This window comes from Bradyrhizobium sp. R2.2-H (genome assembly GCF_004346455.1).
Classification (GTDB): Bacteria; Pseudomonadota; Alphaproteobacteria; order Rhizobiales; family Xanthobacteraceae; genus Bradyrhizobium; species Bradyrhizobium diversitatis.
Genome location: NZ_SMBR01000007.1, coordinates 54,900 through 79,312, shown reverse-complemented (window position 1 = coordinate 79,312; position 24,413 = coordinate 54,900). Strand labels below are relative to the sequence as shown.

17 protein-coding genes and 1 tRNA gene are annotated in these 24,413 nt (G+C 64.8%); 4 read left to right on the top strand and 14 right to left on the bottom strand.

What is annotated here, in order from left to right:
* The first annotated feature begins 418 nt into the window (after positions 1–418).
* Entirely contained in the window at positions 419–1,678 is a 1,260-nt protein-coding gene (locus EDE08_RS19095) for a DUF5996 family protein (RefSeq protein ID WP_131870327.1), read from the top strand.
* A 222-nt stretch (positions 1,679–1,900) separates the two neighbouring features.
* Here EDE08_RS19095 and EDE08_RS19090 read toward each other — a convergent pair.
* The 12 genes from EDE08_RS19090 to EDE08_RS19035 form a co-directional block, all read right to left on the bottom strand.
* Positions 1,901–1,977: transfer RNA gene (locus EDE08_RS19090), tRNA-Arg, on the bottom strand.
* 60 nt (positions 1,978–2,037) lie between these two features.
* Positions 2,038–3,093, bottom strand: a complete 1,056-nt coding sequence (locus EDE08_RS19085) for a sensor domain-containing diguanylate cyclase (RefSeq protein ID WP_131870326.1) — start codon at positions 3,091–3,093, stop codon at positions 2,038–2,040.
* The gene (locus EDE08_RS19080) at positions 3,093–6,203 is read right to left on the bottom strand and encodes a bifunctional diguanylate cyclase/phosphodiesterase (protein ID WP_131870324.1); all 3,111 of its coding nucleotides are present in this window, start codon (positions 6,201–6,203) and stop codon (positions 3,093–3,095) included. Before EDE08_RS19080 ends, EDE08_RS19085 begins: the two co-directional genes overlap by 1 nt.
* Before the next feature lie 174 nt (positions 6,204–6,377).
* Positions 6,378–7,463, bottom strand: a complete 1,086-nt coding sequence (locus EDE08_RS19075; protein ID WP_207913038.1) for a branched-chain amino acid ABC transporter permease — start codon at positions 7,461–7,463, stop codon at positions 6,378–6,380.
* Complete coding sequence (locus EDE08_RS19070) at positions 7,460–8,470, bottom strand: branched-chain amino acid ABC transporter permease (RefSeq protein WP_028176859.1); 1,011 nt, start codon at positions 8,468–8,470, stop codon at positions 7,460–7,462. Before EDE08_RS19070 ends, EDE08_RS19075 begins: the two co-directional genes overlap by 4 nt.
* Positions 8,467–9,189 carry an ABC transporter ATP-binding protein gene (locus EDE08_RS19065; RefSeq protein ID WP_131870321.1) on the bottom strand — a complete coding sequence of 241 codons (723 nt, stop codon included), beginning with the start codon at positions 9,187–9,189 and terminating at the stop codon, positions 8,467–8,469. Before EDE08_RS19065 ends, EDE08_RS19070 begins: the two co-directional genes overlap by 4 nt.
* Positions 9,186–9,962 carry an ABC transporter ATP-binding protein gene (locus EDE08_RS19060; protein WP_131870320.1) on the bottom strand — a complete coding sequence of 259 codons (777 nt, stop codon included), beginning with the start codon at positions 9,960–9,962 and terminating at the stop codon, positions 9,186–9,188. The genes EDE08_RS19065 and EDE08_RS19060 overlap by 4 nt, the downstream gene beginning before the upstream one ends.
* Positions 9,963–10,120: 158 nt before the next feature.
* Positions 10,121–11,305 carry a substrate-binding domain-containing protein gene (locus EDE08_RS19055; RefSeq protein WP_165936036.1) on the bottom strand — a complete coding sequence of 395 codons (1,185 nt, stop codon included), beginning with the start codon at positions 11,303–11,305 and terminating at the stop codon, positions 10,121–10,123.
* Between the two features lie 104 nt (positions 11,306–11,409).
* Positions 11,410–13,434, bottom strand: a complete 2,025-nt coding sequence (locus EDE08_RS19050; protein ID WP_131870317.1) for an acyl CoA:acetate/3-ketoacid CoA transferase — start codon at positions 13,432–13,434, stop codon at positions 11,410–11,412.
* 499 nt (positions 13,435–13,933) lie between these two features.
* The gene (locus tag EDE08_RS19045; RefSeq protein ID WP_131870316.1) at positions 13,934–15,373 is read right to left on the bottom strand and encodes a sigma-54 interaction domain-containing protein; all 1,440 of its coding nucleotides are present in this window, start codon (positions 15,371–15,373) and stop codon (positions 13,934–13,936) included.
* A gap of 258 nt (positions 15,374–15,631) precedes the next feature.
* The gene (locus EDE08_RS19040) at positions 15,632–17,368 is read right to left on the bottom strand and encodes a putative bifunctional diguanylate cyclase/phosphodiesterase (protein WP_165936035.1); all 1,737 of its coding nucleotides are present in this window, start codon (positions 17,366–17,368) and stop codon (positions 15,632–15,634) included.
* Positions 17,369–17,666: 298 nt separating this feature from the next.
* Positions 17,667–18,632 (bottom strand): sensor histidine kinase, encoded by a 966-nt coding sequence (locus tag EDE08_RS19035; protein ID WP_131870312.1) that lies wholly within the window; start codon positions 18,630–18,632, stop codon positions 17,667–17,669.
* A gap of 179 nt (positions 18,633–18,811) precedes the next feature.
* Here EDE08_RS19035 and EDE08_RS19030 point away from each other — a divergent pair, with 179 nt between their 5' ends.
* On the top strand, positions 18,812–19,651 hold the full coding sequence (locus tag EDE08_RS19030; protein WP_131870310.1) for an SDR family NAD(P)-dependent oxidoreductase: 840 nt from the start codon (positions 18,812–18,814) through the stop codon (positions 19,649–19,651).
* Positions 19,652–19,779: 128 nt separating this feature from the next.
* Here the strand turns inward: EDE08_RS19030 and EDE08_RS19025 are convergent, their stop codons facing one another.
* Both EDE08_RS19025 and EDE08_RS19020 read right to left on the bottom strand, forming a co-directional pair.
* Positions 19,780–21,153, bottom strand: a complete 1,374-nt coding sequence (locus tag EDE08_RS19025) for a cytochrome P450 (RefSeq protein WP_131870309.1) — start codon at positions 21,151–21,153, stop codon at positions 19,780–19,782.
* A 145-nt stretch (positions 21,154–21,298) separates the two neighbouring features.
* Positions 21,299–22,534: an LLM class flavin-dependent oxidoreductase gene (locus tag EDE08_RS19020; RefSeq protein WP_131870308.1), complete on the bottom strand. Its 1,236-nt coding sequence runs from the start codon at positions 22,532–22,534 to the stop codon at positions 21,299–21,301.
* Positions 22,535–22,674: 140 nt separating this feature from the next.
* Between EDE08_RS19020 and EDE08_RS19015 the strand changes: the two genes are divergently transcribed.
* Complete coding sequence (locus EDE08_RS19015) at positions 22,675–22,908, top strand: hypothetical protein (protein ID WP_131870307.1); 234 nt, start codon at positions 22,675–22,677, stop codon at positions 22,906–22,908.
* Between the two features lie 190 nt (positions 22,909–23,098).
* Positions 23,099–24,286, top strand: a complete 1,188-nt coding sequence (locus tag EDE08_RS19010; RefSeq protein ID WP_131870305.1) for an extracellular catalytic domain type 1 short-chain-length polyhydroxyalkanoate depolymerase — start codon at positions 23,099–23,101, stop codon at positions 24,284–24,286.
* Positions 24,287–24,413: the final 127 nt, after the last annotated feature.

Genomic DNA, 24,413 nt, shown 5'->3' with positions numbered 1-24,413 from the left:
TTCTGACCTGCCGCCGGCGACCGCGTTACGTAGCGCCCTGCGTTTCACCGAGGCGCCCTGTATCGAGTTTCACGAAAGTGGAACTCTCGTTCGGGTCGCAGCGAGCGAGCGGCCCCGGTTCTCCGGTAGCCGGGAAAAGCGCAATGTTGGCACCTGCGCAGCAGCCCTCGCACCGCCTTGTCAAGGCGTTTCGGTAAAATCGGTTCGACGCCGCGATCAAACAGTTCTGCATCGCCTGGCGGGCGCTTTGACATCGTCCTGCCGTCGAACAGCGCAACAGTCTCTGCCGCGCCGTTCGCCGGCTGTTGCCAGCAGGCGTGGGATAGCGGGCGCGGATAGAATGATTGCCAGGACCTAACTCAAGCGCCGAAGACCAAATGCCACATCGCGTACAGATGCTGGATGGAGAAAATTCAAAATGAACAACAAGTGGCCCCACCTCGACTACCTCAGCTGGCGCGAGACTTGTTCAGCTCTGCATCTCTACCTCCAGATCGCAGGCAAGTACCGGCTGGCTCATACACCGTGGCTGAACCATTCGTGGCACGCGACCTTCTATGTCACGCCGAACGGTCTGGCATCCTCGCCGATACCCGACGGCCCGGGCATCGAGATCCTGTTTGATTTTCGGGAGCACAGGGTTGTTGGCGCCAGCGGCGAAGGCCGCCGAGCATCGTTCGAGCTCGGGCCGTCCACGGTCGCGGCGTTCCACGACAGCTTCGTGAAGTTGATTTCGGACCTCGGCGGCACGCCGACATTCAACGGACAGCCGAACGAGGTCCCCAACCCGGTCCCCTTCGCCGAAGATCATCGCGACCGGCCCTATGATAGCCACGCCGTTCAGCGCTTTCACCAGGCGCTCGTGGCGATCGACAGGGTCTTCAATCGGTTCCGCACCTCCTTCCTCGGTAAATCCAGCCCCGTTCATCTATTCTGGGGCAGCTTCGACCTCGCCGTTACGCGCTTTTCGGGACGGCGCGCGCCGCTCCACCCCGGCGGAATTCCTGCCTTGCCAGACGACGTGGCGCAGGAGGCCTATGACCGCGAGGTCTCGTCGGCGGGCTTCTGGCCGGGCGGCGGCGGCACCGACTATCCTTCCTTCTACGCCTACGCCTATCCGGCGCCGAACGGCTACCGGGCCGCGACGGTCCGGCCCGATGCCGCGTTCTGGCACGAGGGCCTGTCTGAATTCATGCTCCCTTACGATGCCGTGCAGTCGGCTGCCGATCCCGACGAAGCCCTGATGGCTTTCCTCATCTCGACCTACGAGGCTGCGGCCGATCTGGCAGGCTGGGACCGCGATCTTCTGGAATGCGCGCGCGGACAGCCACGTCAGGTCCGCTCCCCGGATGCGGCGCAGGCTGCGCAAACGCATTCAGCCGGCGACAATAATGTCGAGCGGACAGATGGCGCATCGAAGGGACGCTACTGGCTCGTCGTCGACGGCGTCGAAGCCGAGATGACCTACAGCCGGGCGAACGACAAGTTGATCATCATCGACCACACGGAAGTTCCCGCCGCCTTGCGCGGCCGCAAGATCGGAGAGCGGCTGGTGCGACGGGCGATCGAGGACGCGCGGCGCGAAGCGTTCGCGATCATTCCGCTCTGCCCGTTCGCAAAGGCGCAGATAGAGCGACATCCGGAGTGGCAGGACGTGGTGCGTGGGGCAAAGACCTGACGGCGATGAAATCAGATCTGTGCTCAAAACGGCTCCACGACCGCCGGCCGAATGGGTCAAATGCCGTACAGGCAAGGACAGCTGAAAGGGCAAAACCATGCCGTAACGCGATGCGATCGTTTCCGGCCACTGCTGCGCCGACACGAACGCCGAATGTCGCAGAACACGGCCGCACCAACGATGACGATCGGTGTAGCGCATCGCGTCGTGGATTTGCGGAGCTGGCGCACCCGACACGATTCGAACGTGTGACCTTTGCCTTCGGAGGGCAACGCTCTATCCAGCTGAGCTACGGGTGCTAGTCGACGTTCATTAGCCGATTGGCGAGGGGCGGGCAACCGCTTCTCGCCGGATCGGACTCAAGCCGTTTTGCGCCGGAAGGGCGCCGGGCCTGCTGCGGCCTCCCGGCCGAGGGCGGCGAACTCGGCCAGAACCCGTTCGGCGCAGATGACGCGGTTGCGGCCGAGCCGTTTGGCGACATAGAGCGCCTCGTCGGCGGCGCCGAGCAGCCGGTCGGGGCCGCCATCGGCGCCGGTGGGAATGTGGCTGGCGACGCCGACGCTGAGCGTGACGTGGTCGCCGCCGCCCGCGGCGCCGTGCACGATCGCCAAGGCCATCACGGCGCAGCGGATCTGCTCGGCGACGAGGCAGGCGGTGTCGCAATCCATGTCCGGCAGGATCAGCGCGAACTCCTCGCCGCCATAGCGGCCGGCGAGATCGAGCGGGCGCACCGCGTGCCGGCTGACGACGGCGGCAACCGCGCGCAGGCACTCGTCGCCACTCTGGTGGCCGTGGCGGTCGTTGAACAGCTTGAAATGATCGACGTCGACGAACAGCAGCGCCAGCGGCTTCTGCGTGCGCTGGGCGCGGGCCCATTCGTCCGACAGCATCTGGTCGAAGGAGCGGCGGTTCGCCAGGCCGGTCAGCCCGTCCTTGGTGGCGAGCTCCTTCAGCGCCATCTCGGCGCGCTTCTGGTCGGTGAGGTCGCGCAGCGTCTCCACCACCGCGATCAGCCGTCCGGCCTCGTCGTGGATCGGGCCGGCGTCGATGGCGAGATAGAGCTGGCTGCCGAGCTTCGGCATCACGCACCAGTTCTCCGCGGAAAAGCCGAGCCCGTTATGGCCGCGCGCGGCATATTCCGAATAGTATTCCGGCAGCTGCTCCGGACGGTCGAGCGCGACGAGGTCGGCAAGGCAGGGACGCCTGGTCTCGTAAAAGGCCTGCCAGTGCTTGCCGGTGCCGATCACCTCGGAGGCGGCGACGCCGGTCAATCGCTCGCAGGCCCTGTTCCAGATCACCACACGGCGCTTGGGGTCGATCACGAAGGTGGGCACCACCAGGTGCTGCATCAGCCGCACGGCATAGGAATCCGCAACGTCGACGGCTGTGGCCGGAGCTGTCCTCGACCTCGCCATCAGGCCACCGCAGCCACGGGCGCGGAGTCGCCGGGGCCGAACAGCTTTCGCACCTCGCTGGCCGGCTTCGGCGCGCTGAAAAGATAGCCCTGCATCTGCGTGCAGCCGAGCGCGCGCAGCATGTCGCGCTGTGCCTCGGTCTCGACACCCTCGGCGACCGTGGTCATGCTGCTGGCGGCCGCAATGTTCACCACCGCCTGCACGATCACGGGCGAGCCGCTCGCCTCGGCGATGTCGACGACGAAGCAGCGGTCGATCTTGATCTTGTCGAACGGGAAGCGCTTCAGATAGCTCAGCGAGGAATAGCCGGTGCCGAAATCGTCGAGCGCGATGCGCACGCCGATCGAGCGGAGCTGATGCAGGATCGAGAGCGCCGCCTCGTCGTCGCGGATCAGCACGGCCTCGGTGATCTCGAGCTCGAGCCGACGCGGGTTCAGGCCGGAGGCGGCGAGCGCGCCAGCAATCCGCAGCGCCAGCGTGTCGCATTTGAGCTGCACCGGCGAGACGTTGACCGCGACGCGCACATGCGCCGGCCAGGTCGCGGCCTCGTTGCAGGCCATCCGCAACACCCAGTCGCCGAGCTCGTTGATCATGCCGGTGTCCTCGGCGACCGGAATGAACTCCGCCGGCGACACCATGCCGCGCTCGGGATGCCGCCAGCGCAGTAGCGCCTCGCAGCCGGATACTTCGTTGGTGCGCAGGTCGACCAGCGGCTGATAGTGAATCTCGAAGCTGCCATTCACGAGAGCCTGCCGCAAATCCAGCTCCATGCTCAGGCGCGCCTTGGCGCTCGCATCCATCTCCGGTTCGAAGAAGCGGTGGGTGCGGCGTCCATTGGCCTTGGCGCCGTACATTGCAAGGTCTGCGTTCTTGATCAGCTGATCGAGATCGGCTCCGTCCTGCGGCGCCAGTGCAATCCCGATGCTGGCATCGGTGGAGAGCTGATGGCCGAGACAATGATAGGGCTGCCGGATCGCCCGGTAGATCCGCGCGACGAAGGACAGCACGTCGGCGGGGGATTCGATCCCGGTCTGGATCACCGCGAATTCGTCGCCGCCGAGCCGCGCGATCAGGTCGCCCGGCTTGAGGCAGCCGCGGAGACGGTCCGCGATCGCCTTCAACAGCTCGTCGCCGACGTGATGGCCGAGTGAGTCGTTGATGCCTTTGAATTCGTCGACGTCGATGTAGAGCAGTGCGAACCGTTCGCCGCCGGCGACCTTCGCCAGCTCGCGTTCGATCTGCTCGCGGAACAGGGTTCGGTTCGGCAGGTCGGTCAGCGCATCGTAATGCGCCAGATGCGCGATCTGCTCGTCGGCGTAGCGCCGCTCAGTGACGTCCTCGATGACACTGATGAGGTAGCGCGGCTCGCCGGACCTGTCGCGAATGCCGATCCGGGTCGAGGTGATATAGCGCAGCCCCTTGGTCTGGCTTCGCCAGGGATGCTCGTCCTTGAACAATCCGTCGGCGGCCTGCAGCGCTCTGCTGTCGTCCTCGGTGACGAGTCTGGCGGCTTCTTCCGGGTAGAGATCGAAGGGGGTCTTGCCGACGATGACTTCGCGCGATTGGCCGAATTGCTGCTCGGCGGTCCGGTTGATCAGTAGATATTGTCGCGTTCGGGCGTCCTTCACCGTGATCTGCGAGGGGATGTGATCGATGATCTCGCGCAGGAACGTGTGGTTGCGGTCGCGTTCCTGCTCCAGATTGCGCCGCTCGGTGATGTCTTCGATCGTGGCGACCCATCCGCCCTGTGCGAGCGGCGTGTTGATGACCTGGAAGGCGCGGCCGCTGGCCAACTGATGAATTCTCGTCGAAACCGTACCTTCCGCGACGATCCTCATCACGTCGGCGCAAAATGTCTCCACATCGCCGTCGAACGCGCCGCGCTCCTTGCGATGATACATCGCCTCGCGGATGTGGCAGCCCGGCTTGATGACGTCGTGGGAGAGGCCGAACATGTCGGCGTAGCGGCGGTTGCAGGTGACGATGTAACCGGCGGCGTCGTACAGGATCAGCCCTTGCGACATGTTGTTGAGGGCGGTGTCGAGCTGAAGCCGCTTCGCTTCGATCCGCTCCTGCGCCTCACGGTTCTGCCGGTTGATCTGGCGGATGATCAGATACAGGATCAGCGCGATGATGGCGGCTGAAAGCGCTGCGGTCGTGACCATGAAGCCGGTCTGCTGCCGCCAGTCCGCAAGGGCCGCCGCCGTGGTGTTGGTGCCGACGATGATCAGCGGGAAATGCGTCAGCGACGCCGCCGAGCCGAGCCGCTCCTCGTCGTCGATGAGGCCCCTGACGCGGAGAGTCTGCTGGCCGCCATGGGTGAGCACCTTCCGCATCAGTGGCGCATCCCTGAGGTTGCGCCCGATCAGCTCTTCGACATGCGGATGGCGCGCCAGCATCTTGCCGTGGCGGTCGAACAGCGAGATGGCCGTACCCTCGGCGAGCGCGACAGACGCGAAATACTGCCGGTAGCTGTCCGGGTCGATCCGGCGCACCATCGCGCCGAGGAAGGTGCCGTCGGCGCCGGTCAACCGGCGTGCGACGATCGTGGTCCATTTGTTGATGATGAAGCTGCGGACGGATTCCAGCAGCACCGTTTCGGACTGCGGATTCGTCTTGAACGTCTGAAAGTAGGCCCGGGACGAAATATTGATCTTGGGCAGCGGGTGGGCCCGCGACCAGTTGATCAGTTCGCCGTCGGCATCATAGATCGCGATGTCGCCCAGATGGGACACGGAGCTGATCTTGCTGCGCAGCATCTGGTTCGTGTCGGGTCCGGACATGCGCTCGCGGAACATTGCCGGGGAGCTGATGTCGGCCAGGTTCATCTGCCCGATCAGATCGGCGGCGACGACATCGGAATCCTCGAACTGCTGATCGAAATGCCGCGCGATCAGCTGCACCGTGTTTTCCAGCTCGCGTTCGCGGTTGGCGAGAGTCCGCTCGCGGAATTCGCCGACGGCCATGGCCGTGACGGCGAAGATTCCGGCGACCAGCAACACGCCGCACAGGGTCAACCACAGGACGGGACTACGTCGCGCCAAGGCCTCCCAGCCGCTCCTCGCGGCAAGAGACATTCCGGCAGCCACCGTAGAAAGGACCTGGCGCATTCCACCTCACACGAGGAACAGGAATACACCGCACAAATGGCGCAAACCTTAGGAAAGCAAGTTACCCAAGTATTAATCCGGTTGAGCAACGGCGTCCGCACGTCGCGCAGCGGGAAGCCCGTCACGGTTGCGCGGCGCGCGCAGCAAGCGCCGCGCTGCATCATTACCAGTGGCTTAATGCGAGCTGCCGGCGCTCTTGTCGCCGCCGGCCTTGCGCAGCCGCCCGACCACGCCGGTCGGGAAGAAGTAGACGCTGGCGATGAACAGCAGCCCGAGCCACAGCAGCCAGCGATCGGGATGCAGCAGCCCCGGCAGCAGCGGCAGGCCGGCTTCGCCCGCCGCGTTGGAGGCAATGCCCATCAGCGATTGCAGATAGTTCTGGGCGAGGATGAAGATGGTGGCGCCGATGAGCGCGCCGTAGATCGTGCCCATGCCTCCGATCACGACCATCAGCAGGATGTCCAGCATGATCGAGAAGCTCAGCGAGGTATCGGGGCCGGCATAGCGCAGCCACAGCGCGTTCAGGATGCCCGCGCTGGCGGCCACGAGCGCCGCGAGGCAGTTGGCGTAGGTCAGGTGGAACACGGTGCGGAAGCCGAGTGCCTCGGCGCGAAACCGGTTCTCGCGGATCGCCTGCAGCACGCGTCCGAACGGCGAGTTCACGACGCGCAGCAAGGCGAGGATCATCAGCGCCGAAACGGCGAACACCAGATAGAAGGTCAGGATCCGGCCGTTGATCTCGAAGCCGAACAGGCTCTTGGGGATCAGCACGGTGCCGGGGCGCAGCAGCTCTGGCAGCTGGAAGCTGCGTCCGTCCTCGCCCCCTGTCAGCCAGGACAGCTGCGAGGCCAGCACCTGGAAGGCGGACGCCACGGCCAGCGTGATCATGGCGAAGAAGATCGCCGCGACGCGCAGCGAAAAGAGCCCGATGGCCAGCGCGAGCAAAGCCGCGAGCGGCAGACCCACGACGATTCCGGTTGCGACCGCGGTCCAGTTCGGGCCCATCCCGTACAGCGCGATCGCGATGGCGTAGCTGCCGATGCCGTAGAACATGGTGTGGGCGAACGAGACCGAGCCGGTATAGCCGAGCAGGAGGTCGTAGGAGGCGACCAGCGCGGCGAAGACGCAGATCTTGGCCGCGACGTTCAGCGCCTTGGCACCCGGAAACAGGAATGGCGTCGCCGCGAGCGCCAGGATGATGACGACGAGAAGGAGCGTGAGGATGCGGCTACGCGGCGGATCGCCTGAGAGGATCATCATCGGCTGGTCACCGCATAGAGGCCGCGCGGCCGCCACATCAGAATGGCGACCATCAGCAGGATGTTGGAGACGAGGGCGAGCTTTGGCACCAGGAAGCCGCCGTAATTGGCGACCATGGCGACCAGGATGGCGCCGATGAAGCAGCCGCCGATCGACCCCAGGCCGCCGATGATGACGACGATGAAAATCAGCACCGTGAGGTCGTCGCTCATGGAGGCGTGCACCTGTTCGCGATAGAGCGCCCACATCACGCCGCCGAGGCCGGCCAGCGCCGATCCCGTCATGAACACGCCGAGGAACAGGCGGCGGATGCGGTAGCCGAGCGCCTCCACCATCTCGCGATTCTCGACCCCGGCGCGGATCAGGAGGCCGACCTTGCTGCGGTTGAGCACGAGCTGGATCGCGATGAAGATGGCGAGGCCGATCAGCATCGCCAGCACGCGGTACTTGGCGATCGCGACGTCGCCGAGGATGAACGAGCCGCGCAGCGACGTCGGCAGCGGCATCGGGATGATCTGCGGTCCCCACAGCGCATAGAGCGTCTGCTCGGCGACGATCAAGCCGCCGGTCGTCATCAGGATCTGCTTCAGATGCTGGCCGTAGACGGGCAGGATCAGCACGCGCTCGACGACCAGGCCGAGCGCGCCGGAGACCGCCATCGACAGCAGCGCGGCCGGGGCCAGCACCGCGAGATTCATCCAGAGCGAATCCGCCTGGATGGACGCCGCGAACGGGGCCAGAACCAGCGTGGCGACATAGGCGCCGACGGCGATGAAGGCGCCGTGGCCGAAATTGAGCACGTCCATCAGGCCGAACACCAGCGTCAGCCCGGAGGCCATGATGAAGATCATCATGCCCATGGCGAGGCTCGCCACGGTCAGCGTGAGCCAGGAGCTGGTCGAGCCGATCAGGGGAATCATGAGCAGTGCGAGCGCGACCGGCAGCAGGATCGGCGCGAGATCGCGCTTCGGCTTCGGCAGCGGATCGGTTGCGGCAATGTCACTCACTGATGCGCCTCCAGGCTCAGGCCGAGCAGCCGCTCCTGCAGCGGCACGTCGGCGGCGAGCGCCGCCATCTCGCCGCGATGGACGATGGTGCCGTTGTCCATCACCAGCACGCTGTCGCCGAGCTCGCGGGCGGCAAAGAAATTCTGCTCGACCAGGAGGATCGTGGCGCCCTTGCGCTTGATCTCCTTCAGGCACTCGATCAGCGCCATCACGATGGCCGGCGCAAGGCCCTTGGTGGGCTCGTCGATCAGAAGCAGCTTGCGCGGCTCGACGATGGCGCGGGCGATGGACAGCATCTGCTTCTGCCCGCCCGAGAGGCTTCCCGCGCGCGACAGCCAGAAGCGGCGCAGCGCCGGGAAGAAGCCGAAGATCCAGTCGAGCTGGGTGTCGTCGAGCGGCCCGTCGCGGGCCGCGAGCACGAGGTTCTCCTTCACCGTGAGATCGGAGAACACCGCCATGCTCTCCGGCACGTAGCCGACACCGAGCCGCGTGATGTCGGGCGTGGCAAAGCGCTCGATGCGCTGGCCTGCGAGGCTGATCTCGCCCTTCGAGGCCTGCCACAGGCCGATGATGGTGCGCAGCGTCGTGGTCTTGCCGGCGCCGTTGCGGCCGAGCAGCATCGTGACCTGTCCTTGCGGGACTGCGAGATCGATGCCCTGAAGGATGTGATAGCGGCCGATATGGGTGTGCACGCCGGAGAGCTTCAGGAGATCGGTCATGCTGCGCTCTCTGCAGCGTTCTTGGGCGCGACGCCGAGATAGGCCTCCTGCACGATCGGCGAGGCGATCACCTCGGCCGGAGGGCCGTCGGCGACGAGCTGGCCGTTATGCAGCACGATGATGCGGTCGGCCAGCGAGCGCACCACGTCCATCTTGTGCTCGACGAGGAGAATGATCTTGCTCCTGTCCTGCTTGAGCTGCGCGATCAGCTTCAGCACGACAGGTACCTCGTCGATGCTCATGCCGGCGGTCGGCTCGTCGAACATGAACACCTTTGGCTCGAGCGCGATCATCAGCGCGACCTCGAGCTTGCGCTGGTCGCCGTGCGACAGCGCGGTCGCGGTGACGCCGCGGCGGCTGCCGAGCGCGACCTGGTCGAGGATGGCGTCGGCGCGCGCGATCAAATCGCGGCGCACCATCCAGGGCCGCAGCATGTCGTAGTGCGTGCCGTTCGCCGCCTGCACCGCGAGGCGGACGTTCTCTTCCACCGACAGGTTCGGGAACAGATTGGTGAGCTGGAACGCGCGGCCGAGACCGGCGCGGGTGCGCATCGGCGCGGAATGCTGGGTGATGTCGATGCCGTCGAACAGGATGCTGCCGTGTGAAGCGCGGAGCTGGCCCGAGATCAGGTTGAAATAGGTGGTCTTGCCGGCGCCGTTCGGCCCGACGATGGCGGTGAGCTCGCCCGGGCGAAACGTGCAGGAGACATTGTTGACCGCGACATGGCCGCCGAAGCGAATGGTGAGGTCGCGGGTTTCGAGGGTGAGAGACATTGGGTCCAAGCGTGTCGGGCTGGTTGTGACACCTCTCCCCGAAGGGGAGAGGTCGATTTGCGCAGCAAATCGGGTGAGGGGGCGCAGGTCCCACGAGAGGGCGGTACCCCTCACCCGGCGCTTCGCGCCGACCTCTCCCTACGGGAGAGGTGAAGAACTTACCGCTTGTTCTTGATCGGAACGTTCATGTCCTCGATCTTCAGCTCGCGCACCGGCTCGAGCACGGCCCAGGCGACGTTCGGATCGACCTTGACCTTGAAGTGATACATGCTTTGCAGCGCCTGATGGTCCTCCTTGCGGAACACCATCTTGCCCTTGGGCGTGTCGAACTCGAGGCCCTCCATCGCCGTGATCAGCTTCTCGGTGTCGGTCGATTTCGCCTTGGTGACGGCGGCGACGACCGACATCGCGGCGGCGAAGCCGCCCGCGGTGAAGAAGTCCGGCGGTGCGTTGAAGCGCTTCTGGTGCTCGGCGACCAGCCAGTCGTTCACGGGGTTCTTCGGGATGTCATAGAAGTAGTAGGTCGCGCCTTCCATGCCGGGCAGGCCCTTGTAGGCGGCGAGCGCCGGCAGGATGTTGCCGCCGGTGGAGAGCTCGATGCCGAAGCGCTTCGGGTCCATGTCCTGCAGCTTGGAGGGTGGGTTGCCGGCACCGGCCCAGATGATCCAGATGATCTTGCGGCCCGGCTTGTCCTTCAGCGCGTCGAACAGGCGCTGACCGACGGCGGTGAAATCGGTGGTGTTGGCCGGCGCATATTCCTCCGCGACCAGCGTCGCGCCGGTCTTGGCGAGCGCCTCCTTGAAGGCGGCGACGCCGTCGCGGCCGAACGCATAGTCCTGCGCCAGCGTCGCCACGGTGACGCCCTGCTTGCCGATCGCGACCGCGTTGGAGATCGCGTCCTGCGACGAATTGCGGCCGGTGCGGAAGATGTAGCGATTCCACTTCTCACCGGTAATCTGGTCCGCGACCGCGGGCTCGACGATCAGGATCTTCTTGTTCTCCTCGGCGACCGGGAGCATCGCGAGCGCTGCCGCCGACGAGGTCGTGCCGATCGCAATGTCGGCCTTGTCGTCCTGATAGGCCTCCGCGAGTGCGGTCTTGGCCAGATCCGGCTTGCCCTGGTCGTCCTTGGTGATGACGACGATCTTGCGACCGTCGAGCGTCATGGTGCCCTTGGTGGCGTATTCAAAGCCCATCTTCAGGCCGGTCTCGGTCTGCTTGGCGTAGGCCTCGAGCGGACCGGTCTTGCCGTAGATCAGCGCGATCTTGAGATCGTCGGCCTGCGCGGACGCGCCCGCGGCGAGCGCGAGGATGGTTGTTGTTATGATGAGTGATCGACGCACGATGGTCCCTCCTGATTTGCAGTTTCTCGGTAACAGCGATTTGCACAAGCTTGCGAACATTGCAATCGAACCTTCCGATGGAGCTGGCGGGTTTGCGGGCTGCATCATTTTTGGGCCTGCTTGGCTGCACTCGCCTCGAGCTGGCGCCAGTCCGACTGCGCTTCCTCCGCGCTTTCGAAGATGTGCGGCGCGACGCCGCGTTTCTCGAGGGCTTCGCCGAGCTTGATGCGCAGGAAGCCCGACGTGGTGTAGCGCGACACGCCGGAATAGAAGCGGTCGACGAGACTGCGCACCATGGCGGAATAATCGTCCATCAGCTCCGGCAGGATGGAAAAATTGTCATAATTGACGATGGCGTAGACCCGGCGCCCGAGCGGTGCCAGGCGGGCCTCGACGAGCGAAGCGATGGTGTCGATCTCGGCCTTGCTGCGCAGCGGGTAGCGTTCCAGATTGACGAAGAACAGGTTCTGCTGCTCGTCCAGCGTGAAGCGCTGATCGAGCGGGATGGTGAGCAGGCGCTCGCGCAGATCCATCAGACCCTCGCCGAAGATGCGCGCGTCCATCAGCACAGGGTCGCGCGGGATCAGCGGCTTGAAGTCCATCAGGCGCAGGATGTCGCGCTCGATGTCGATGCCGGGCGCGACTTCGGTGAGTTCAAGCCCGTCGCCCCTGAGCTCGAACACGCAGCGCTCGGTGACGTACAGCGTGCGTTGCTTGCGCGCGGCGGCAAACGGACCGCTGAAGGTGACGTGCTCGACGCGATCGACGAACTTGCGCGACTTGGCTTCGTCGAGGATGACGAGTTTCCCGTCGCGCACGGTGACGCGTTGCTTGCCCGCCCCGAACGTGCCGACGAAGACGACTTCCTTGGCATTCTGGCTGATGTTGATGAAGCCGCCGGCACCAGCAAGCTTCGGCCCGAACTTGCTGACATTGAGGTTGCCGGCGCGGTCGACCTGGGCGAGGCCGAGAAAGGCCGCATCCAAGCCGCCGCCATCGTAGAAGTCGAACTGGTAGGGCTGGTCGATCACGGCCTGCGTGTTGATCGCCGCGCCGAAATCGATGCCGCTCGCCGGGATGCCGCCGATCACGCCCGGCTCCGCCGTCAACGTGATCAGATCGATGATCCGCTCCTCATTGGCGACCGAGGCGATTCCCTCGGGCATGCCGATGCCGAGATTGACGACGCTGTTGGCCTTCAGTTCCAGCGCGGCGCGGCGCGCGATGATCTTGCGCTCGCTGATCGGCATCATCGGCAGCGAGGCGGCGCGCACGCGGATCTCGCTCGAGAAGGCCGGATTGTACTGCGTGCCGAAGGTCTGCCAGTGGTTCTCCGGCCTCGCCACGACGACGCAGTCGACGAGGATGCCGGGAATCTTGACCTGGCGCGGATTGAGGCTGCCGGCTTCGGCCACGCGCTCGACCTGGGCGATGACGATGCCGCCGGAATTATGCGCCGCCATGGCGATGGCGAGCGCCTCGAGCGTCAGCGCCTCCTTCTCCATGGTGAGGTTGCCGTCGGGATCGCCCGTGGTGGCGCGGATGATCCCGACATCGATCGGGAAGGTCTTGTAGAGCAGGCACTCTTCGCCGCGCAGCGTGATCAGCTCCACCAGGTCCTCGGTGGTGCGTGCGTTCAGCTTGCCGCCGCCATGCCTGGGGTCGACGAAGGTGCCCATGCCGACGCGGGTGATGTGGCCGGGCCGGTGCGCGGCGATGTCGCGGAACAGATGCGTGATGACGCCCTGCGGCAGGTTATAGGCCTCGATCTGGTTTGCGATCGCGAGCTGCTGCAGTTTCGGCGCAAGGCCCCAATGCCCGCCGATCACGCGTCGGACCAGGCCTTCATGTCCGAAATGATTGAGCCCGCGCTGCTTGCCGTCGCCCTGACCGGCCGCATAGACCAGCGTCAGATTGCGCGGCTTGCCCTGCGTGTAGGGCGCATCCCCCTCGTGGGACAGGTAGAGCTCCTCCAACGCGATCGCGATCTCCTCGGCAAAGCCGATGCCGACGAAGCCGCCGGTCGCCACGGTGTCGCCGTCGCGGATCAGCATGACGGCTTCATTCGCCGAGACGACCTTGCCCTTCTCGGAATTGCGCAAGTAAGGCAGAGCTGGATGATGGCTCACGGCGTTCCTCCCGCTCCCTGGACCGTAGGCCTTGTTTTGCTTGATCTTATCGCGAAGAGCTGCCCCGGAACAGGTTGCTCCTCGCGAATGAAAGACGGCAAAGCGGAGAGCAAGGTCCGCGCCAGATCCCGCAGCTTCGCGCAAAACCGCTGAAATCTCCGGCAATTGCCTGCAATTCGCCCCTGAAGAGCAGCCGGGCGCGCTGTCCGGAATCCGAGACTCCGGACAGTCGGTGTCTCGAAACTCAGACGGACTAAGGCACCTGAACAGAGCGCACGACGGCGAGCCATTCACTCCACTGTCGTCCCGGACAAGCGCACCACAAGCGCGCGCTGATCCGGGATCCATACCCCCAGGAGGTAGTTGTGGCGCGAGCTGGCGACTGCGAATCTTCGCCAAACTCAACCCTGTGGCTATGGATCCCGGATCTGCGCTTACGCTTGTCCGGGACGACACCGGGAGTATGGCAGCAGCTACGGCTCCATCCGGATCTACGATCTCAGACCGGCGCCGCCCCCGTCGCGAGGCCGAACTTGGCGAGCTTCTTGTAGAAGGTTGCGCGCGAGATCCGCAGCATCCTGGCGGCTTCCGTGATCTGGCCGTTGCTGGCGGCGAGTGCCTGTTCGAGCGTGTGCTTCTCGAACTCCGCCTCGGCTTCGGCATAGGGCACCACCGCTCCGGCCGGTCGCGCAGGCGGCGCCAGCCTGACCTCGGTGTCGACCGGGAGAATGCGCGCGACGTCCTCGCCGGTCAGCCGCCCGGAATCGCTGAGGATCAGCGCGCGCTCCAGGATGTTGCGGAGTTCGCGGACATTGCCCGGCCAGTCATAGCGCGACAGCGCGGCGAGCGCGCTCGGCGTGATCTTCGCCTTGACGTAGTCGCCCGATCCGCTGATGTCGTCGAGCAGCCGGGCGCAGATATCAGGGAGATCGTCGAGGCAATGGCGCAGCGGCGGCAGCTCGATCGAGAGTACGTTGAGCCGATAATAAAGGTCGGGCCGGAACGCGCCCTCGCTGACGCGCTTGCGCAGATCCACATTGGTGGCAGCGATCACGCGCACGTCCACCTTCGAGATCTTGTCCGAGCCGAGCGGCTCGATCTCGCGCTCCTGGAGCACGCGCAGCAGCTTGGCCTGCAATTGCAGCGGCATCTCGCCGATCTCGTCGAGGAACAGCGTGCCGCCGTCGGCAATGCGGAACTTGCCCTCGCGTCCCCGCCGGTCGGCGCCGGTATAGGCGCCCGGCGCAGTGCCGAAGAATTCCGACTCGATCAACGTGTCCGGGATCGCGGCGACGTTGACGCTGACGAACGGCCTCTCTGCACGCGAGGAGGCGTTGTGGATCGCCTGCGCCAGCATCTCCTTGCCCGTCCCGGTTTCGCCGGTGAGCAGAACGGTGACGCTCTGCCGCGCGGCGCGGCTTGCGATCTCCTTGGCCCGCGCGATGGCTGGCGTCGTGCCGACGAAATCGGCGAAGGTGAAGCGCGCCGCGCGGGCGTTGGACAATTGCCGCCGCGCCAGCCGCAGATCGCTCTCGAGCTGGGCGACGCGGGCCAGCAGCGGTTTCAGGCTTTCGAGATGATCATAGAGCACGAAGCCGATCGCGCCGATCACCGTCCCGTTTTCGTCCTCGATCGGCATGCGGGTGACGACGAGCTGCTCGCCGCCGAGCTCCATGATGTCGAGCAGGATCGGCTCGCCGGTCTCGGCCACCTTCCGCATCAGGCTGTTCGGAATGACCTCCTCGATCGGCCGGCCGATCGCCTCGCTGGCATGGCTGAGACCGAGCGCGGCAAGGTATTTCTCGTTGACGTAGACGACGCGCCCGCCGCGATCGATCGCAATCGCGCCCTCGCAAAGCTTTTCCAGCCGCTCGAACAGCGTCTCCATCGCGCGCGCACGGAGATAGGCAGGGTCGCGGATCGAGGCGGAAGCGGACATGACATATCCCAGCGGAAGTCCGCCTGTGTATTAGCAAAAGGCCAGCAATTTCAAAGAGGGAAATGGGCACTCAGCGAGCTCGGCAATTGCCGTCGTCCCGGGGCGCGAAGCGAACCCGGGACCCATACCCACAGGAAGACGTTTGGCGAAGACTCGGAGTGGGAGCTTCGCGTCACACGGCTCCCTGTGGTTATGGGTCCCGGGTCTGCGCTAACGCTAGCCCGGGACGACAGCGGTGTTTGTTGCGCCGCTTTAGCCCTACCGCCGATACCCGCTCGCCCGCGAATAGCCCTGGCGGTTCTGCTGCATTGGGCGGCTTGCCACGCTGACCCGCGCCTCGCTTGATACGGGCGTTGCGAGCTTCAGCTCTTCCAGGAAGATCGGCCGGGAGAAGTAGTAGCCTTGCGCGTAGCGGATCTTCGTTGCCGCCTGGAGATAGGCGAGCTCCTCGTAGGATTCGAGGCCTTCGGCGACCACCGTCATGCCGAGCGCTTCGCTCAAGGATTCGATCGCGCGCAGGATGCCCTGGCTGCGCGGGCGCTTATGGATGTCGGTGATGAAGGAGCGATCGATCTTGATCTCGTCCGCGGTGATGTCGGCCAGCGCCGAGAGCGAGGAATAGCCGGTGCCGAAATCGTCGATGGAGATGCCGACGCCGAGCTTGCGGAACATCGGCAGGATCTCGGCCTGGAAATGATTCTTGGCGACGAAGGCGTCTTCCGTAACCTCCATCATGAATCGCTGCGGAAAGCCGGTGTCGTCCAGCGCCCGCGCGAAGCTGCGCATGAATTCGGGATTGCCGGCCTGCTTGGCGGCAACGTTGATGCTGATGTTCGTACCCGCGCCGAACGTGTCGTTGATCAGGTCGATCGACTTGACGATCTCGGCGAGCACGAGATGGGTCAGCTCGTCGATCAGGCCGAGCTCGCCGGCGAGATTGATGAACGAGCCGGGTGCCTGAATCACGCCTTCGTCGTCGCGCAGGCGGACCAGGGCCTCGATGCCCTTCACCGCCTGTGTGCGGATGTCGACCTTGGACTGGAAGGCGCAGCAGAAGCGCTTTTCCAGGATGGCGAGCCGCAGCGACTGCTCGACCTTCATCCGCGCCTGCGCCTCGCGCTCCATGCTGGTGTCGAAGAAGGTCGCCAGTCCCTTGCCGTTGTTCTTGATGCGGTACATCGCGATGTCGGCGTTCTGCCGCAGCGTCTCGAAGCTGCTTCCGTGGTCGGGATAGAGGCTGATGCCGACCGAGGTCGAGGCGAAGACTTCCGAATTGTCGATGAAGAACGGTGCAGTCAGCCGCTCCAGCGTCGATTGCATGAACTCGGCGACTTCCTCCTGGCTCTGGATCGGGGAAAGCAGCAGCAGAAATTCGTCGCCGGAGATGCGCGAGAGCATGTCGGAATCGCGTAAGTCCCGCCCGAGCCGCTTCGACAATTCGACCAGCAGCGCGTCTCCGACGACATGGCCGTAATAGTCGTTGATGTGCTTGAAATTGTCGACGTCGAGAAAGGCCAGCGCGAAGCGCTCTCCGCCGCCATCCTTCGCCAGCAGATTGTTGGCGCGATGCTCGATGACGCGCCGCGAGGGCAGCCCGGTCAGCTCGTCGAAATACGCCGAACGGAACAGCTGGTCTTCGAAATTCTTCTGCTCGGTGATGTCGGAGGATGCCGAGATCAGGAGCTCGCGGCCGGCGAGCCGAACGGGACGATGGGTCGTGAGCAGCACTTGGCGCGCGGCGCCGACGTGAAGCGCCTCCTCTGTCACCACCGCCTGGCCGGCGGTCAGCGCCTGCCGGCAGGCTTCCTGTCGCGGGGCCAGATCGGGTGAGGGACGGCTGCCGTCCATGCCGAGCTGGGCGGCGGCGGCATCATTGACCAGCAGAAGCTCGCCATGCGCGTCCTGCACGGTGAGGCCGGCAGGTAGCATTCTAACGATTTCCTTGAGAAAACTGAGCTCGGCTTCAGTCGCGCCGGAATATGTATTGTCGTTCATACAAGTCATGAATCTTGTTGTTTCGGCGCGCCTTTGCAATGGGCGCGATCTTGCGCAGTTCCCTCTTAAGTTTGGTTAAGGGGCCCGGAGAAATACGGGGGTGTTTTGGAGAAAACTTGTGACGATGCGACGCGCGCCGACGATCGTCATTAACAGAGGGTCAACGCGCAAAGTGAAACTGCGAGCGAAGGGCGTGGCTGCGCTTTCGCTTCCATCGAGTCCGGCTGCGTATGCGCCTTGGTTGAACGGTGCGAACTGCAGTCGACACTTTTCGTCGCCCGGAGAAGTGATGCGCGCTCTATTCGCTTCGCGGGATTCGGCACTGCATGATGCAATGCAGCCCGGTCTTCAGATACGAGATCTCGGTCCTGCCGTCGAAGGACGACAATGCCGATTTCAGCAGCTTGGTGCCGAAGCCGGGCTCGGACACCTTGTCCACGCTCGGCCCTTCGGTTTCGTCCCAGGTGATGGTCAGGCGGTCGTCGCTGATGGTCCAGGACACCTGCAACAGGCCGCGGGGTGAGGAGAATGCGCCATACTTGCCCGCATTGGTGGCAAGCTCGTGAAACATCAATGACAGCGTGACCGCGAGCTTCGGCGGCAGGAATAGTCGATCGCCATTGAGGGTGAAGCGGACATGGCCATAGGGGCCGAGCTCCGAGATCAGGAGGTCGCGGATATCGCAGCCGCCCTTGTCGATCCGCGAGATCAGATCGTCCGTTGCGGCCAGCGAGCGCAGCCGGGGATCGACCCGGGCCCAGACCTGCGGGTGGTCGTGCAGCACCTGGTGCAGCACGGCATGCGCCGTCGACAGCTTGTTCTTCAGCCGGTGCTGGAGCTCCTCGACCAGCAGCTTGCGATACTCTTCTTCCTCGATCAGGCGTTTGGAGATCCGGCGCTGCTCTGCCAGCATGGTGCGATAGTGTTCGACACCCCAGATGGTTATCGCGCAGACGGCCCAGTAAAGGGCCAGCAGGGCAAAGCGCGCGCGATCGGCAAAGGCATCGCCGAAATTCAGGACGACTCCAAGCACGCCGCCGATCAGCGCCGTGACCACGCCGATCCGGAATCCTCCCAGGGCAGCTGCAAAGAATACGGCCGGAAAGTACGGCGTGAAGTAGATGTCGGGGCGAACCTGGGCGAGCCCCCATCGGACCAGTGTCGCGGCCAACAGGCAGACTATCGCAAACGAGATGCTCAGACCGAGCGAGGGCGGCGCCGCGCCCTGCCAGCCCTTGCGGAACTCGTCGATCAGCTTCCCCATGCGCAGCCCAGTGGCGATATGCGTTCGAACATCGAGCGGTCTGCGAGAACGTTACGCATGCCGCCCGCACAAGCATAGCTTGCCTTGTCGGAAGCGGGCAGGGATAGTGCCCGCTTCGGCGACGGCGGCGGCCGACATTCGCCATTTGGCATCAAATCACTCGAAAACAGGAACATTCCATGGGCAGGCTGGACGGCAAGGTTGCGGTGGTTACGGGGGCGACGAGCGGGATCGGATTGCGCACTGCGGAAGTCTTCGTTGCCGAAGGTGCCAAAATTGTGATCGCGGGCCGGCGCGTAGCTGAAGGCGAGGCACTGGCAAAGCAGCTCGGGGCCAACTGCATCTTCCGCCAGACCGACGTCACGGTCGAAGCGCAGATGCAGGCGCTGATCGCGCTCGCGGTCGAGAAATTCGGCAGGATCGACTGCCTGTTCAACAATGCCGGCGGGCCGGCGCAGACCGGCGGCATCGAGGGCCTCGAGGCCGAGCGGTTCGATGCGGCGATGGCGACGCTGGTGCGCAGCGTCATGCTCGGCATGAAACACGCTGCGCCCTACATGAAGAAGCAGGGCTCAGGCAGCATCATCAACAATGGCAGCATCGCCGGCCGCCTCGCCGGCTTCTCGTCGTCGATGGTCTATAGCGCGGCCAAGGCGGCGGTGATCCATCTCACCAAATGCGTGGCGATGGAGCTCGGCGAATCCAACGTCCGCGTCAACTCGATCTCGCCGGGCGCGATCGCAACCGGCATCTTCGGCAAGGCATTGGGGCTCTCGACCGACGCAGCGGAGAAGACGCCGGCCGTGATGCGCGAGGTCTACAAGACCGCGCAGCCGATCCCGCGTGCCGGCCTTCCCGACGACATCGCCCATGCCGCGGTGTTCCTGGCGAGCGACGAATCCAGCTTCATCAACGGCCACGATCTCGTCGTCGACGGCGCCATGACCGGCGGCCGCAACTGGAGCCAGCAGCAGCAGGGCTATGTGGCTCTGCGCAAGGCGTTCGATCAGGGGGCGTAAGCGGCGCTCTCGTGCCCCGGACGCAGGGCCGTAGGGTGGATTAGCCGAAGGCGTAATCCACCTCTTTGGTGTCCGCGGTGACAGAAGTGGTGGGTTACGCTTCGCTAACCCACCCTACGAGAGCGGCGCTACGCCGCCTTCACCGTCACCCGCAGCCCGTCGCGCGGCTTCGGGATCGGCCACATCTGCCAGTCCGGCTTGTAGCCGGGCTCTAGCGAGACCTCGATGTTCTGCAAAAAGTGCCGCGCGAAACATTTCGCCTGCATGTAGGCGAAGTGCAGGCCGAGGCACATATGCGCACCGCCGCCGAACGGCACGAAGGCGAAGCGGTGGCGGCCACGCTGCGCTTCCTCGGTGAAGCGCAGCGGATCGAAGCGGTCCGGCTCCGGCCAGATCTCCTTCATGTGGTGCGTGTAGAGCGGATTGACGCCGATCGCCGTGCCGGCGGGGATCGCGAACCCCTTGAAGCTGAAATCGCGCATCGCGCGGCGCGGCATCGACGGCACCGGCGGCCTGATCCGCAGCGCTTCCTTGAACGCCATCTCCGACAGCGGCATCTTTTCGAGATCGTCGAAGCTGCTCGGCGCCCCCGGGTCAAGCCCGAGCGCGAGCACCTCGGCGCGCAGCCTGTCCTGCCAGCCCGGATTGGCGGCGAGCTCGCCGATGAAGGACGTCAGCGACGAGGTCAGCGTGTCGTGCGCCGCCATCATCAGGAAGCTCATGTGGTCGATGATGTCCTGCTCCGAGAGCAGCGCGCCGTTCTCATGGGTGGCGCGGCAGAGCTGCGAGAACAGATCGTCGCCGCCATGATTGCCGCGGCGGAGCGGAATCTGCTCGCGGAAATAGGCGACGATGCGCTTGCGTCCCTTCACGCCTCGCGCCATCTGGGTGCCGGGCAGGGGGCGGCGGACCGGGGAGACGGAGGCGGCGACCATATCGACGAAGGCGCGGTTGATCTCGTCGACCTCAGGCCCGATATCGGCGCCGAGGAACGAGGCCGCAGCCAGATCGAGCGTGAGCTGCTTCATCGCCGGATAGAGCTGCATCTCGCCGGGTCTTGCCCTCCATTGCGCGACGCGCGCAGAAATGCCGCGGTCGAGATCGCCGAGATAGGACTTCATCGGGCCGGACTTGAACGCGACCGACAGCGCCTTGCGATGCAGGCGATGCTCGTCGAAATCGAGCAGCATCAATCCGCGCGGAAACAGCAGGCCCAGAACCTTGTTCCAGCCATGCGTCGAGGAGAACAGCTTCTGCTGGTCGAACAGCACGAGCTCGTTGGCCTCGGGCCCGAGCAGCACGACATTGGTCTCGCCGAAGAAGTGCGTGCGGTAGACCAGGCCGTATTTGGCGCCGTTCGCCTCGATATGGCCCTTCGGATCGGCGAGCACCTGAAAGGTCTTGCCGATGATCGGCCAGCCTTCGTCGCCGGGAATGTGGGTCAGCTCATTGCGCCTGGGCGGGATGAAAGGAAGCGCGGGGGCCACATTCTGCATCGACATGACGAATGCTCCAGATGAGCAAGGCTGATCCGACAGCTTAGCACAGCCTCGTGCAGAAGCGATGTGCCGTTCCGACGTGGGAAGGTGCCCGCGGTGTGGTTCACCTCTCCCCTCCGGGGAGAGGTGCACGGCGCCGATCGCCGGCCTACCGCTTCGCGGCTTCCTTCTGCAGATCCGGGGCGTTGACGGCGGGAATGGCGACGCGGCCGGGGCCGGTGACCTTCAGCGCCTCGGCGGCCTTCTCGTTCTCCATGATCTTGGCCATCACGGCCTGTCCTGCGCGCTCGAAGATCGCGCGGTTCTCGATCACGAATTTTTGCGATTTGCGAAGACCGTCGATGTAGCCGTTGATCTCGGGAACGACGTAGCGCGCGACCATGTCCCAGCTGCGGCGGGTATTTTCCGGATTGGCCCAGTCGTGCACGAAGCCGATGATGGCGCCGACGCCGCCGGAGACCTGCATCACGTTCTTGATGGTTTTGACGAGATCGTCGGGCGTGCCGATGGTAGACGCGGCGCCCTCGACGAAGGCGGTCTTGTCGACCGCTTCGTCGGGCGAGGAGAACGCGGTGAGGCCCGGCCGCTGCAGCGTGCCGACATTGTACTCGTTGTGCCAGCGCATCAGCCCGGCGCCCGCTTCGCGGCGCGCCTGCTCGCGCGTCTCGGCGATGTGGAAGGTCAGCAGCACGCGCCAGTCGGCGCGGTTCACCTTGGTGCCGTGCTTCTTGGCGGCATCCTCGGCGAACTGCCATTGCTGCTGCAGCGACATCAGTCCCTGCGTCGTCATCGAGCCCAGCGAGATGATGCCGATGCCGTATTTGCCGGCGAGCGTCATGCCGGAGGGCGAGATCTGCGAGGCCACCACGAACGGCATCTCCTCCTGCAAGGGCAGGATCTGCAGCGCGGCGTCGTTCATCGTGAACCAGTCGCTCCTGGCGGTGACGCGCTCGCCGTTGAAGAGGCGGCGGATGACGCCGATCGCCTCGTCCTGGCGGTCGCGCTGCGTCATCGGGTCGATGCCGAGCGTGTGCGCATCCGAGGCGAGCGCGCCCGGGCCGGAGCCGAAGATGGCGCGGCCGCCGGTCATGTGGTCGAGCTGCACCATGCGCTGGGCGACGTTGTAGGGATGGTGATAGGGCAGCGATACCACGCCGGTGCCGAGCTTGATCCGCTTGGTGCGCTCGCCGGCCGCGGCCAGGAACATCTCGGGCGAGGCGATCATCTCCCAGCCGGACGAATGATGCTCGCCGCACCAGAACTCGTCATAGCCGAGTGCGTCCAGCTGTTCGACGAGGTCGAGATCGCGCCGGAACTGCAGCATCGGATGCTCCCCGATCGGGTGATGCGGGGCAAGGAAGGCTCCGAACTTCAGGCGCGCCATGGCGGTCTCTCCGGCTTTGATTTTCTGCTTGTTGAGATGGCAAGGCTACGTGCCTGATGGCGCGAACGCAATCGCGCGATGTCCCGCGCAGCGGAATGCAGGCATGCGAGGTGAGGCGAGGTGGACATCGCGACACCAGATTGCTGATCGAGGGCTGCGTGCTGCAGATCGCGGGCCTTGCTGCGCTCGCGCTCGTCACGTTTCAAGTCGATGTGCCGACGTCGCTCGCGTCTGCACTCATCATGATCATCTTCGCTGATGGTCGGGGACTTCTGATGGCCGCTCGCGGTGCGGTGTTGTCCACCGTCCAAGCCGTGCAATCAGCGCGCGCAGGATCTGTCGTCTCGCGCAGGCCGCTTGTGACATCATCATGATTTGCGCCGCATTTCCGGCATGCATGCCCGCGCATCTGCACGATGTTGAGGCATTGCGGTTAATACGTGGGGATTTCTGCAGGAATCCGTGGCCTTTCCGCGAGATTGACAGCGCACGGTCTTTTTATTTTGCAATGCAGCAACTATCTGGTTGGACTGGACGTTGAACGTCGCCCACCAGGAAGTTGCCGTGTCGCTAGCCAAAAATATCGATCTGTTAAGACGTCTGCCGAGGCTGGACGGACTGCGCTTTGCCGAGCTCGATCGCAGCGCCGATTCATCCTGCCCCTTGGAGGAGGTCCTTGGCTTCGGCGACAATCCCGGAGCCTTGCGCATGTTCGCGTTCGTGCCGGCGCAATTGCAGAAGCCGCGCGCGCTCGTCGTCGTGCTGCATGGCTGCGGGCAGACGGCAGCCGCTTACGATCTCGGCGCGGGTTGGTCGACACTCGCAAGGCACTATGGCTTCGCGCTGTTGATGCCCGAGCAGCAGCGCGTCAACAACGGTAACACCTGTTTCAATTGGTTCAATCCGGAAGACACCGCGCGCGACAGCGGCGAGGCGCAGTCGATCCGCGAGATGATCGCGCATATGGTCGAGACGCACCGCATCGATTCCAGGCGCGTCTTCATCACCGGCCTGTCGGCCGGCGGCGGCATGACGTCGGTGATGCTCGCGACCTATCCGGAAGTCTTCGCGGCCGGCGCGGTCATTGCCGGACTGCCCTATGGCATCGCCTCGAATCTGCGCGAGGCGCTCGAGGGCATGTTTCACTCCCCGGCGCGTCCTGCGCGCGAGCTCGGCGATCTCGTGCGCAGCGCCTCGGATCATCGCGGGCCCTGGCCGAAGGTCTCGGTGTGGCATGGCAGCGCCGACCGCACCGTCAATCCCGGCAATGCCAACGAGATCGTCAAGCAATGGCTCGACCTGCACGACCTTCCTGATGCGCCGATGGCGGAGACGGTCGTCGACGGCCATCCGCGCCAGGCCTGGTGGAACAAGGACGGCGAGACGCTGGTCGAATCCTACGCCATCACCGACATGGCGCATGGCACGCCGCTCGGGATCGCCGACAACGATCAGCGCTACGGCGTCGAAGGCGCATTCCTGATCGAGGCCGGCATTTCCTCGTCCTACCACATCGCAAAGTTCTTCGGCCTCACCGGCTGGATTCCGGACGCCGCGACGAAAAAGGCGGAGGCCAAGCCTGCCATGAAGCCTGCAACGAAGCCGGCGCTGTCGCCCGCGCCGCATCTCGCCCGCTCGATCCGTGCAGCCATTGCCGAAGAGCAGGCCGAGCCGCAGCGCGAGCAGGCTCGCGGCTTCGATCTCGGCCAGATCATCACGCGCGCGCTCACGGCCGCGGGGTTGATGAAGTAGCTCCATCCCCGCTGTCGTCCCGGACAAGCGTGCTCCAAGCGCGCGCCGATCCGGAACCCATACTCCCAGGATTGAGTGAGGCGCGAAAGCGTAACTCCGAGTCCCCGTAACTCTGCGCTTGCGCTTG

Bases quoted from the DNA above. Each gene is read 5' to 3' on its own strand.
- EDE08_RS19060 (WP_131870320.1), bottom strand. From the start codon at position 9,962: ATGTCTCTCACCCTCGAAACCCGCGACCTCACCATTCGCTTCGGCGGC.
- EDE08_RS19025 (WP_131870309.1), bottom strand. From the start codon at position 21,153: ATGTCGATGCAGAATGTGGCCCCCGCGCTTCCTTTCATCCCGCCCAGG.
- EDE08_RS19035 (WP_131870312.1), bottom strand. From the start codon at position 18,632: ATGGGGAAGCTGATCGACGAGTTCCGCAAGGGCTGGCAGGGCGCGGCG.
- EDE08_RS19040 (WP_165936035.1), bottom strand. From the start codon at position 17,368: ATGAACGACAATACATATTCCGGCGCGACTGAAGCCGAGCTCAGTTTT.
- EDE08_RS19075 (WP_207913038.1), bottom strand. From the start codon at position 7,463: ATGATGATCCTCTCAGGCGATCCGCCGCGTAGCCGCATCCTCACGCTC.
- EDE08_RS19030 (WP_131870310.1), top strand. From the start codon at position 18,812: ATGGGCAGGCTGGACGGCAAGGTTGCGGTGGTTACGGGGGCGACGAGC.
- EDE08_RS19045 (WP_131870316.1), bottom strand. From the start codon at position 15,373: ATGTCCGCTTCCGCCTCGATCCGCGACCCTGCCTATCTCCGTGCGCGC.
- EDE08_RS19085 (WP_131870326.1), bottom strand. From the start codon at position 3,093: ATGGCGAGGTCGAGGACAGCTCCGGCCACAGCCGTCGACGTTGCGGAT.
- EDE08_RS19065 (WP_131870321.1), bottom strand. From the start codon at position 9,189: ATGACCGATCTCCTGAAGCTCTCCGGCGTGCACACCCATATCGGCCGC.
- EDE08_RS19020 (WP_131870308.1), bottom strand. From the start codon at position 22,534: ATGGCGCGCCTGAAGTTCGGAGCCTTCCTTGCCCCGCATCACCCGATC.
- EDE08_RS19095 (WP_131870327.1), top strand. From the start codon at position 419: ATGAACAACAAGTGGCCCCACCTCGACTACCTCAGCTGGCGCGAGACT.
- EDE08_RS19080 (WP_131870324.1), bottom strand. From the start codon at position 6,203: ATGCGCCAGGTCCTTTCTACGGTGGCTGCCGGAATGTCTCTTGCCGCG.